General features: G+C 68.3%; 9 protein-coding genes and 2 rRNA genes. 8 read left to right on the top strand and 3 right to left on the bottom strand.

Annotation, left to right across the window (positions count from 1 at the left end; translation table 11 throughout):
- A 16S ribosomal RNA gene (locus tag ISF28_RS30070) occupies positions 1 to 115 on the bottom strand; the annotation flags it as partial.
- Between the two features lie 384 nt (positions 116 to 499).
- Here ISF28_RS30070 and ISF28_RS30065 point away from each other — a divergent pair.
- From ISF28_RS30065 to ISF28_RS30035, 7 genes are all read left to right on the top strand, one after another.
- Positions 500 to 1,825, top strand: a complete 1,326-nt coding sequence (locus ISF28_RS30065; protein ID WP_198120852.1) for an SWIM zinc finger family protein — start codon at positions 500 to 502, stop codon at positions 1,823 to 1,825.
- Positions 1,822 to 3,396 carry a DUF5691 domain-containing protein gene (locus tag ISF28_RS30060; protein WP_198120851.1) on the top strand — a complete coding sequence of 525 codons (1,575 nt, stop codon included), beginning with the start codon at positions 1,822 to 1,824 and terminating at the stop codon, positions 3,394 to 3,396. The genes ISF28_RS30065 and ISF28_RS30060 overlap by 4 nt, the downstream gene beginning before the upstream one ends.
- Positions 3,393 to 4,484, top strand: coding sequence for an ATP-binding protein (locus ISF28_RS30055; protein WP_198120850.1), 1,092 nt, complete (start codon positions 3,393 to 3,395; stop codon positions 4,482 to 4,484). Before ISF28_RS30060 ends, ISF28_RS30055 begins: the two co-directional genes overlap by 4 nt.
- 6 nt (positions 4,485 to 4,490) lie before the next feature.
- Entirely contained in the window at positions 4,491 to 6,713 is a 2,223-nt protein-coding gene (locus tag ISF28_RS30050; protein WP_198120849.1) for a DUF5682 family protein, read from the top strand.
- Positions 6,703 to 7,845, top strand: a complete 1,143-nt coding sequence (locus ISF28_RS30045; protein WP_198120848.1) for a VWA domain-containing protein — start codon at positions 6,703 to 6,705, stop codon at positions 7,843 to 7,845. The genes ISF28_RS30050 and ISF28_RS30045 overlap by 11 nt, the downstream gene beginning before the upstream one ends.
- 58 nt (positions 7,846 to 7,903) lie before the next feature.
- The gene (locus tag ISF28_RS30040; RefSeq protein WP_198120847.1) at positions 7,904 to 8,374 is read left to right on the top strand and encodes a DUF6328 family protein; all 471 of its coding nucleotides are present in this window, start codon (positions 7,904 to 7,906) and stop codon (positions 8,372 to 8,374) included.
- A 334-nt stretch (positions 8,375 to 8,708) separates the two neighbouring features.
- On the top strand, positions 8,709 to 9,185 hold the full coding sequence (locus ISF28_RS30035; protein ID WP_198120846.1) for a YbhB/YbcL family Raf kinase inhibitor-like protein: 477 nt from the start codon (positions 8,709 to 8,711) through the stop codon (positions 9,183 to 9,185).
- On the opposite strand, the gene ISF28_RS30030 is transcribed toward ISF28_RS30035, so the two are convergent.
- A complete protein-coding gene (locus ISF28_RS30030; RefSeq protein ID WP_198120845.1) occupies positions 9,179 to 10,078 on the bottom strand; it encodes a LysR family transcriptional regulator in 900 nt (299 codons plus the stop codon). The genes ISF28_RS30035 and ISF28_RS30030 overlap by 7 nt on opposite strands.
- 115 nt (positions 10,079 to 10,193) lie before the next feature.
- Between ISF28_RS30030 and ISF28_RS30025 the strand changes: the two genes are divergently transcribed.
- Positions 10,194 to 11,054 carry an aldo/keto reductase family oxidoreductase gene (locus tag ISF28_RS30025; protein WP_198120844.1) on the top strand — a complete coding sequence of 287 codons (861 nt, stop codon included), beginning with the start codon at positions 10,194 to 10,196 and terminating at the stop codon, positions 11,052 to 11,054.
- Between the two features lie 58 nt (positions 11,055 to 11,112).
- Here ISF28_RS30025 and rrf read toward each other — a convergent pair.
- Positions 11,113 to 11,225 (bottom strand): 5S ribosomal RNA (gene rrf / locus ISF28_RS30020).
- Positions 11,226 to 11,408 lie beyond the last annotated feature (183 nt).

Below are 11,408 nucleotides of genomic sequence, written 5' to 3'. Positions count from 1 at the left end.
GTATTACTCACCCGTTCGCCACTCGCCGCCAGGTTGCCCCGCGCTGCCGTTCGACTTGCATGTGTAAAGCATGCCGCCAGCGTTCAATCTGAGCCAGGATCAAACTCTTCAGTTCAATCTCTGTTTTGACACTTTCGTGTCATGTCGCTCACTCAAAATACTGACTGTATTTCTTGTGAACATTTGATAATTTAAGTATTCAGTATCGCCGAAGCGATACTGGCACCTCATCAAACGCCCACACTTATCGACTGTTTATTGTTAAAGAACTGTGTTCGGTACTGCCTTGCTGCGCTTGCGAATCGTTTTGTTCGTCAGCAGCAGAGGAACGAGATTATGCAGCAGCTCGCTTAACTCGTCAACCCCTCATCGGATTTGTCGCGCCGTTGCGCGATCGCCACTCCCGCCCCATGGCCGTTCTAATTGACGTTTAGGCAATAATCGCCGAGTATTGCTTTTACCGAGCTAGAAGTCATATCAATCCGCCTGAAGGACACCGGTGACCCTCGACGCCAACCAGATCCTGGCTCTCGCGCCCGATCCCGCCTCGGCCAAAGCCGGCAGCCAGTTGGCGACGCCACGAAACTGGTCGAATCTCGGCGGGAGCGACGCCGCGCTGTGGGGCGAATGCCAAGGCAGCGGCAAGACGCCGTACCGCACCCAGATCGACCTCGGCGGCCCCGCCTTCAAATGCTCGTGCCCCAGCCGCAAGTTCCCCTGCAAGCACGGCCTCGGCCTGTACCTGCTGCGCACCGCGGAACCCGCGCTGTTCGGACCGGCCGACGAACCGGACTGGGTGCGCGACTGGCTGCAGGGCCGCCAGGTGCGCCAGGACAAGAAGACCGCCGCGACTGCGTCTCCCCATCCGGACGCCGCGGCCCAGGCCCGCAAGCGTGAAGAAAAACGCGAAGACAAAGTCGATGTCGGCCTGCTGGAACTGCAGACGTGGTTGCACGACCTGGCGCGCGAAGGCCTCGCGTCCGTGCGCTCGCGCGGCCAGGGCTTCTGGGATGCAATCGCCGCCCGCATGGCCGATGCGCAGGCGGCGCCGCTCGCACGCCGTCTGCGCCGGGCCGGCAGCATGCTGTATCAGTCGGGCCTGCGCAATGCCGAGGGCATCGTCGCAAATGAACTCGCGTCCCTCTATTTGCTGGCGCAGGCGTGGCAACGCATCGACCAGCTGACGCCCGAGTTGCAGGCCGACGTGCGCGCCCTGCTCGGCTGGACGATGAGCCAGGACGACGTGCTGCGCCAGCCGGCCGTCGCGGACCGCTGGCGCGTGCTGGCCCAGAGCACGTTCGACGACGAGCGCCTGCGCGTGCGCGCGACGTGGCTGCATGGCGCCAGCCAGGGACGCTGGGCGCTGCACCTCCAGTACGCGGTCGGCACGCAAGGCTTCGAGCAGCAACTCGCACCCGGCACCGAATTCGACGGCGACCTGTGCTTCTATCCGAGCGCCTACCCGTTGCGCGCCCACATCCGCAGGCAGGAGGACGCCCGTCCGCTCGCCGCCACCCTCGAGCCCTCCGACCTTGACCGCACGCTCGACACGTACGCGGACGCCCTGGCGGTGCAACCCTTCCTCGAGCGCCACCCCGTGCTGCTCGGCGGCCTCGTGCCGGACGACGCGGACCACGGCATCGTCCGCGACGCGCACGGCCGCCGCATCGCCCTGCATCCCGCGTTCCGTCACCCGCTGCACCTGCTCGCGCTGAGCGGTGGCCATCCGCTCACCGTCTGCGGCGAGTGGGATGGGCGCACGCTGCTGCCGCTGAGCGTCTGGCACGAGGGGCGGCTGTACAACATCGACAGCGACTTCGTATGATGAACGACGATGCCCGCCAGCTGCAGCAGCTGTTAAAAATCGGGACCGCCCGCGCCGGACGTCCGCCCGCCAATCCGGCCGCGCCGCTCGATGCGCTGCTGCCGGGTGACGCGGCCGCGACGCCCGAAGCGGCATTATGGCTGTCGCTCGGCGCCCTGGACCTGTGGGAACGCTGCGGCTGGGTCGCACCAAGCGAGCCGGCCGCGACGCCGGTGCCGGCCGCCGCGCCGGAAACGCTGCGCGCCTGCCCGCTCCGTGCGCAAGCGATCCTGGCCCTGCTGCTGCGCGGCCTGCATCCGGCCGGCCTGGAAGCCGAGTGGCTGCATCTGCTGCACCGTCATGGCGGTCGCGTGCCCGCGCACGTCCTGCCCAAGCTGCTCGATGCCGCCACGCGCCAGCCGGCGCTGCGTGCCGCGCTGTTGCCGGTCCTCGGCGAACGCGGACGTTGGCTCGCGCGCCTGCAGGAGGAATGGTCGTGGGCCGCCGCAGGCACGGACGCATCGCCGTGGGACACCGGCACCCCGGACCAACGCGTGGCCGCGCTGCGCGATTGGCGCCTCCGCGATCCCCGCGCGGCACTGGCAGCCCTCGAAGCCGCGTGGCCCGGCGAACCGCCGGAGCAGCGCGCGGCCCTGCTGGCCGTGCTGGCGACAAACTTGGGACCGGACGACGAAGCGTTCCTTGAGACAGCCCTCGACGACCGCCGCAAGGAGGTGCGCGCCGTGGCCCAGCGCGTGCTGGCGTGCCTGCCCGGCTCGCGGCTCGCGCAGCGCATGCTCGACCGCCTGCTGCCGCTGCTGCGCCTCGAACGTCCGCTGCTGCGCGCCGCCCGCATCGCGCTGACGCTGCCGGCAACGCTCGATGCGGCCATGCGGCGCGACGGCGTCGGCGTCAGTCCCCATCAGGGCCTCGGCGAAAAGGCCGGATGGGTCGTGGACATGCTGGCCGCCATCGATCCGCAAACCTGGGCGCGGCAATTCGACCGCGCGCCGCGCGCCTGCCTGGCCCTTGCCGAACACGGCGAACTCGCCGCCGTGTTCGTGCGCGGCTGGGCACTGGCCGTGCAGCGCCAGCGCCCAGCCGATCCGTCGCCTGGCCTGCGGGCCTGGCAGCGCGACCTGGCCGCGTGGTGGATCGCCGCCGTCCCGTCCCTGCGCGAGGCCGTGCCCGACAGCCTGTTCGACGTCGTCGCCGCGCATTTCGCGCACGACGAGGACGGCACCTCGAGCGCGCTGTTCGACGCGCTGCCCGGCACGTGGATCGCCGATGCCGCGCTCGTGCGGCTGCTGGCGCGTCTTGCCGCCGGCTCGCGGGACACGTGGCCCGCGCCGTTGAGCCGGCGCGCACTGCGGCGCTTGCAAGCCGCCCTGCCGGCAATCGGGGACACCGATCACCCGTGGCTCGTGCGCCAGTTGCTGTCCAGCCTCGCGCTCGTGCTCGACCCCGCGACGGCCGCGACCTTCGAACCCGTCCGGCTGCCCGACGCCCAGTGGCAAAGCACCATCGACGACTTCCTCGATCTCGCGCGCCTGCGCCACGAGATGACTCTTTCCTTCCAGGAGACCGCATGACCCCCACCTCTTCCGCCCTCCGCCAGCACGCCGAGCAGCAGTACGCCGGCGAACTGGAAGCGCTGATCGCCTCCGACACGCGCCAGCGCCCGCCGCGCTGGAAGATGTCGCCGTGGGCCGTCTCCACTTACCTGCTGGGTGGCCGGCTCGAGAACGGCGTGACGATCAGCGCGAAATACATCGGCAATCCGCGCGTGATCGAGATCGCCGTCGCCACGCTCGCCACCGACCGCGCCCTGTTACTGCTAGGCGTGCCGGGCACGGCGAAATCCTGGGTGTCCGAGCATCTCGCCGCGGCGATCAGCGGCGACTCCACGCTCGTCGTGCACGGCACGGCCGGCACCAGCGAGGAAGCCGTGCGCTACGGCTGGAATTACGCGCAGCTGCTGGCCAAGGGGCCGTCGCAGGAGGCCATCGTGCCGAGTCCCGTGATGCGCGCCATGCGCACGGGACGCGTCGCCCGCATCGAAGAGCTCACGCGCATGCCGGGCGAGGTGCAGGACAGCCTGATCTCGATCCTGTCCGAGAAGGTCTTGCCGATCGCGGAACTGGACGACGAGGTGCTCGCCCAAAAAGGATTCAACATCATCGCCACGGCGAACGACCGCGACCGCGGCGTCAACGAACTGTCGAGCGCATTGAAGCGGCGCTTCAACACCGTCGTGCTGCCGCCGCCGCGCACGGCCGACGAGGAAGTGCGCATCGTCGAGTCGCGCGTGGCCAGCATCGGCCGCGCGCTCGAGCTTCCGGCCGAGACGCCTGCGCTGGAAGAGATCCGCCGCATCGTCACCGTGTTCCGCGAGCTGCGCGAAGGCGTGACGAGCGACGGCAAGACCAAACTGAAAGTCCCCAGCGCCAGCATGAGCACGGCCGAGGCGATCTCCGTCGTCACGCACGGCCTGTCGCTGGCCGCGCATTTCGGCGACGGCGTGCTGCGCGGCGCGGACCTGGCGGCGGGCATGGTCGGCGCGATCGTCAAGGATCCGCTGCAGGACCGCGTGGCGATGCTCGAATACCTGGAGACCGTCGTCAAGGAACGCGACGGCTGGAAGGATTTGTACCGCGCCTGCCGCGACGTGATGGCGTGACGCGCGATGAGCGTCCACCTGTTCGGCATCCGTCACCATGGCCCGGGATGCGCGCGCAGCCTGGGGACAGCGCTCGCCGCGCTGGCGCCGGACTGCATCCTCGTCGAGGGGCCGCCCGAAGCGGACGAGCTGGCGCGCTTTGCCGCCCATGCCGACCTGGCGCCGCCCGTGGCCCTGCTGTTGTACGCGCCGGCCGATCCGCAGCGCGCCGTGTTCTATCCGTTCGCCGAGTTTTCGCCGGAATGGCAGGCCCTGCGTTACGCCGGCGAGCATGGCGTGGCGCTGCGCTTCTGCGACCTGCCGCAGACCCACCGCTTCGCCCTGCGCGCGCCGAGTGAGCAGACCGCAGCAACGGAGGACGACCTGCACGCCGATCCGCTGCGCTGGCTCGCCCGCGCGGCCGGCCACGGGGACACGGACACGTGGTGGGACCACCTCGTCGAACAGCGCGCCGACAGTCTCGACCTGTTCGCCGCCATCGCCGAGATGATGACGGCGCTGCGCACCGAAGCCGGTGCGCCGGCGGACGAGCTGGAAGCGAAACGCGAAGCGTGGATGCGCACGGCGATCCGCCAGGCCATCAAGGAGGGCCACGCGCGCATCGCCGTCGTCTGCGGCGCGTGGCACGTGCCGGCACTCGCCCAACTCCCGAGCGCGAAGAGCGACGCCGATCTGTTGAAAGGGCTGGCGAAGGAAAAGGTCGCCGCCACATGGGTGCCGTGGACGCACGGCCGCCTGGCGTTCGCCAGCGGCTACGGCGCGGGTGTGGCGGCGCCCGGCTGGTATCGCCACCTGTGGCGCCACCGCGAGCGGGCGGGCCTGCACTGGCTGACGGAAGTCGCCACGCTGCTGCGCCGCCACGATCTCGACGCGTCGTCCGCCCACGTGATCGAGGCGGCGCGCCTGGCCGACACGCTGGCCGCGCTGCGCGACCGTCCGCGCGCGGGGCTGGACGAATTGATGGAAGCCGTGCGCGCGGTGTTCTGCTACGACAGCGATGCGCCGCTCCGGGTGATCCGGCGCGACCTGCTCGTCGACGAAGCCCTCGGCAAGGTGCCGGACGACGTGCCGGCCGTACCGCTCGCACAGGACGTGGCGGCCCAGCAGAAACGCCTGCGCATGGCGGTTCGCGCCGACATGACGGAACTCGCCCTCGACCTGCGCCAGGGCGCGCACCTGGAAAAAAGCGTGCTGCTGCATCGCCTTGCGCTGCTGGGCATCCCGTGGGGCCGGCAACAGACGGTGCGCGGCAAGACGGGCACCTTCCACGAACAGTGGCAGCTCGCGTGGGCGCCGGAATTCGCCGTCGACCTGATCGCCGCGAGCCGCTGGGGCGGCACGCTGGAAGCTGCGGCGACCGCGCTGGCGGTCGATCGCGCGGCGCAGGCGTCCACGCTGCCGGAGCTCACGCGCCTGATGGAGACGATCCTGCTGGCCGACCTGCGCGCGGCCGTCGATCCGCTGATGGCGCGCATCCAGGAAGCGGGCACGCTGACGCCCGACCTCGGCCTGCTGCTGGCGGCGCTGCCGTCGCTCGTCAACGTACTGCGCTACGGCAGCGCGCGCGCCGTCGATACGCAATCGCTGGAAAGCGTCGTCGACGGCCTCATGGCGCGCGCGTGCATCGCGCTGCCGTACGGCCTGCGCGGCGTCGCCGACGATGCGGCGGCGGGGCTGCTCGGCCAGATCATCGCGGCCGACCAGGCCGTGCGCCTGCTGCAGAACGAGACGCACGCGGCGGCGTGGTTCGACGCGCTGGAAGCGGGCGCCGCGAGCGACCTGTCGCATCCGCTGCTGGCGGGACGCTGCGGGCGCATCCTCACCGAACAGGGACGCTGGGATGCGGAGCGCGCCGCGCGCCAGCTGGCGCTGCGCTGCTCGCCGGCGGTCGCGCCGCTCGTCACGGCGCACTGGCTGGAAGGCTTTTTGCAGGGCAGCGGCGCGCTGCTCGCGCACAGCGACGCCCTGTGGCGTATCGTGAACGGCTGGCTGCTCGCGCAGCCGGACCACGTCTTCACCGAACTGCTGCCGCTGCTGCGCCGCACGGTCGCCACGTTCAGCGCGCCGGAGCGGCGCGAACTGGGCGAGCGCGCGGCGCAGGCGGGCGGCACGCCGTCGTCGAGCATCGTCGCGCCTGCCGTCGACCCGACGCGGGCGCGGCGCGTGCTGCCCATCCTGCACACGCTGTTCGGCACCCGCGCCCTCCAGGAGACCGTTCATGACGAATGAAAAAGAAGCGGCGCGCCGCTGGCGCCTCGTGCTGGGCCAGGATGCCGACGACGCACTCACGCTGAACGCGGGCGACGCGGCCATCGACGCCGCGCTGGACGCCTTGTACGGCGCCGGGCCCGACTCGCGCGGCGGCAGCCTGGGCGGATCGGCGCCGCGCGTGGCGCGCTGGCTGGGCGACATCCGCCAGTACTTCCCGTCCAGCGTCGTGCAGGTGATGCAGAAGGATGCGTTCGACCGCCTCGGCCTGCAGCAGATGCTGTGCGAGCCGGAGATGCTGGCGGCCGTGGAGCCCGACGTGCACCTCGTCGCCACGCTCCTCAGCCTGAACCGCGTGCTGCCGAACAAGACGCGCGCGACGGCCCGCGCCGTCGTGGCGAAAGTGGTCGAGGAACTGGAACAGAAACTGGCCACGCCGATGCGCCAGGCCGTCGCGGGCAGCCTGCACCGCGCCGCGCGCAACTTGCGGCCGCGCCACCAGGACATCGACTGGCTGCGCACCATCCGCGCCAACCTGCGGCATTACCAGCCGGACTACCAGACCATCATCCCGGCGACGCGGATCGGTTTCGGCCGGCGCGGGCGCTCGCTGCGCGACATCGTGCTGTGCGTGGACCAGAGCGGATCGATGGCGCCGTCCGTCGTGTACGCAAGCGTGTTCGCGGCGGTCCTCGCGAGCATCAAGGCGGTGACGACGTCGGTGGTCGTGTTCGACACGGCCGTCGTCGACCTGACGCCGCTGCTGCACGATCCGGTCGAGGTCCTGTTCGGCACGCAGCTGGGCGGCGGCACCGACATCAACCGCGCGCTCGCCTATTGCCAGGGCCTCGTCACGAGGCCGCAGGACACGATCTTCGTGCTGATCAGCGACCTGTACGAGGGCGGCAACAACGCCGAAATGCTCAGGCGCGCGGCAAGCCTCGTCGGCAGCGGCGCGCAGGTGATCGCCCTGCTCGCGCTGGACGACGGCGGCGCGCCTTCGTACGACCGCAACAACGCGGCGAAGCTGGCCGCGCTGGGCATCCCCTGCTTCGCCTGCACACCCGACCTGTTCCCCGGCCTGATGGCGGCCGCGATCCAGCGGCACAGCCTGGAACAATGGGCGTCGGCGGCCGGCATCGTGCACGCGTGACGGCGGCGTCAATCGTGCGGGCGTTGAACACAGCCGTGTTTGGCGCTACTGTCGTCGCATGAATGATCAAGCTTCGCAACAAGAAAAGAACCGCCAAACCATGCGCGACATCATCGAAGAGGCGCGCTGCATTCTCCCGGGCCTGCAGGCGGTGTTCGGTTTCCAGACGATCGCCGTGTTCAATGAACGGTTCCACGACCTCGCGCTGTATGCACAGGCCTGCCACATGGCCGGCCTCGCCCTGATGGTCATCGCGATGGCGCTGCTGATGACGCCGGCCGTGTACTACCGTGCCCAGCACGGCTATGCGACGTCGCTCATGGTCAAGGTGTCGCGCAGGGCGATCCGAAGTGGGCTGTTACCACTGGCTCTTGGACTGTCGCTCGATATGTTGACGGTAGTGTCGCTTGCAACCGACAGGCTGTCGCTCAGCATCGCTGCCGCGGTTGCCTCTCTGCTCCTATTCGTGGGACTCTGGTATCTGATCCCGCGCCGCGATCCGGTCCAGGTCGGCGAGCCGCAGTCCTGACGCCAACGTTGCCGCAGCTTTGTTGTGTGAGGCGCCGTACAGATGAGGACGCTTGCATCCGGATAATGCTCCTGTGTCCACGGTATCTTGGACAAGGTTTTTACGAACTGGGCGGCACTGGTCTACCTTCAAGTTCCGATATCGGGGGGAGCACAGACGGTGGCGAGTGTTTGCCCAGCCGTTCACGCAGCGGGGACGCGACGATCGCGCCCGCTGTGACGGCTGGACGCGGCCGGCGTGGCAGCGGGGCACGATGTGCACGTGCGCGCCGGCGCAACTGTAGTCGTTTGCCGGTGTCGAAGCGTGTGCAGAGTCAAACGCAAAGGAGGCAAGCATGAGCCTGATCCTGACCTCGGCCGACTTCACGCCCGGCGGCCCCATCCCGGCCGTTCACACCTGCGACGGCACGAATACATCGCCGGCCCTGTCGTGGTCCGGCGTTCCGCCCGACACCCGCAGCCTCGTCCTCATCATCGACGACCCGGATGCGCCCGACCCCGCGGCGCCGAAAATGACCTGGGTGCACTGGGTTCTCTACAATCTTCCGCCGCAAACGAACCATCTGCCGGCGGGGGTGCGCGAAGCGGAACTGCCGCCAGGGGCGCAGGCCGGCCTGAACGACTTCAAGAACACGCGCTACGGCGGGCCCTGTCCGCCCGTGGGACGGCATCGCTACGTGCATAAACTGTATGCGCTCGACACGGTGCTGCCCGACCTGGGCCATCCGACCAAGGTGCAGCTGGAAAAGGCGATGCACGGTCACGTCAAGGCGCACGCGGAACTGATCGGCACGTACCAGCGCGGTCACTGATCCGCGCGGATGAAATCGACGAACGCGCGCAGCGGCGCCGGCACGAGGCGCCGACCCGGATAGTAGAGATACGGGCCCGAGAAGCTCGGCCACCACGGCTCCAGCACGGGCTCGAGCTGCCCGCGGTCGATGTACGGACGTAGCCAGTCCTCGAACAGGTAGACGATGCCCATGCCGGCGACGGCCGCGTCGATCTTGAGGTCGATGGCGCCGCCCACCTGGACGAGCAACTGTCCGGATGGATCGATCGTCACCTGCTCCCCGTCCCGCTCGAATGCCCAGCGGATGGCCGCGCCGCTGGCGAAGCGGGCGCGCATGCAGGCGTGGTCGAGCAGGTCGCGCGGGTGCTGCGGCCGACCGCGCCGGTCGAGATAGGCCGGCGCCGCGGCCGCCGCCATCCGCTGGATCCGCGGCCCGATGGGCACGGCGATCATGTCCTGCTCGAGCTTTTCCTCGTAACGAATGCCGGCATCGCAACCGGCCGCGAGCACGTCGACGAAACTTTCGTCGGCGATCACTTCCAGGCGGATTTCGGGATATGCGGCGAGAAAGCGCGGCACGATGGACGGCAGGACGAGCCGCGCCGCGCTCATCGGCACGTTGAGTTTGAGAGTGCCGGTCGGCGTGTCGCGAAACCCGTTGACGACGTCGAGCGCGCTGTCGACTTCGCTGAGCACCGGATCCAGCCGCGCAAGCAGGCTGCGCCCCGCCTCCGTCGGCACGACGCTGCGCGTGGTGCGGTTGAGCAGGCGAACGCCGAGCTTCGCTTCGAGCCGCCGCACCGCATCGCTGAGGCCGGATGCGCTGCCGCTCGTTGCCCGGGCCGCATCGCGGAATCCGCCTGCACGTGCGACCGCGACGAAGGCGGACAGGTCGCCGAGATCGACTTTCATGTGTTTTCCATTGTCCGTTTTGACGTACAACCCATGCAGACTATACCGGATTGTCCTGTTATCGGGTCGGGCTTATCGTGATTGCACTGTTCAATGTTTGTCAAAGGAGAATCACATGCCCAGTATCGATCGCGCCGGCACGTATCAACTCGGCGATCGCACCGTCCGGCGCCTCGGCTATGGCACCATGCAATTGGCCGGCCCCGGCGTCTTCGGGCCGCCCCGTGATCCCGACGCGGCCCGCGCCGTGCTGCGTGAGGCCGTGGCGCTCGGCGTCGACCACATCGACACGTCGGATTTCTATGGGCCGCACACCACGAACCAGGTGATCCGGGAAGCGCTGCGTCCGTATCCGGAGGATCTCGTCATCGTCACGAAGGTGGGTGCACGACGGGATGCGCAAGGGGCCTGGCTGCCGGCAGTATCGGCGGATGAGCTACGTCGGGCCGTGCACGATAATCTGCGTAATCTCGGCCTGGACGTGCTCGAGGTCGTGAATTTTCGCAGCATGCTGGATGCGCATGGCCCGGCGGAAGGATCGCTCGAGGCGCAGGTGACGGCGTTGGCGGAGTTGAGGGAAGAAGGGCTGATCAAACACATTGGCGTGAGCAATGTGACGATGAAGCAGGTCGAGGAGGCGCGGCGGATCGTACCGATCGCGTGCGTGCAGAATATGTACAACCTCGTCCATCGGCATGACGACGCCCTGATCGATGCGCTGGCGCGCGACGGTATTCCTTATGTGCCGTTTTTCCCGCTGGGTGGTTTTTCGCCGCTGCAGTCGGATGCCTTGTCGGCCGTTGCGTCCGGGCTGGGTGCGACGCCGATGCAGGTGGCGATCGCGTGGCTGCTGCGGCGTTCGCCGAACATCCTGCTGATTCCCGGGACGTCTTCCGTCGCGCATCTGCGGGAGAACATGGCGGCGGCGGACCTCGTGTTGCCGGACGAAGTGATGGCGAAGCTCGACGGGATCTAAGAGCTGGAAAGCAAAAAGCCCGCTCAGACTTAACTGAGCGGGCTTTGCTTAATAACTAGCCTGACGATAACCTACTTTCACACTGGTTGCAGCACTATCATCGGCGCAAAGTCGTTTCACGGTCCTGTTCGGGATGGGAAGGGGTGGTACCGACTTGCTATGGTCATCAGGCATAACTTGTACGGGTGTCGCCGCTATCGCTGGCGCTACCCTGAATCCGGAAGAAGCAGTTTTCGTATCTGTTGTGTCAACAAACAGCTGAACCCTTGCGTTGGCAATGACTGCCAAGGTTATAGGGACAAGCCGTACGGGCAATTAGTATCGGTTAGCTTAATGCATTACTGCACTTCCACA

The sequence above is a fragment of the Massilia rhizosphaerae genome (assembly GCF_016093545.1).
Classification (GTDB): domain Bacteria; phylum Pseudomonadota; class Gammaproteobacteria; order Burkholderiales; family Burkholderiaceae_D; genus Telluria; species Telluria rhizosphaerae.
Note: the sequence above shows the minus strand (reverse complement) of the source record. Positions and strands in the feature narration are given on the sequence as shown.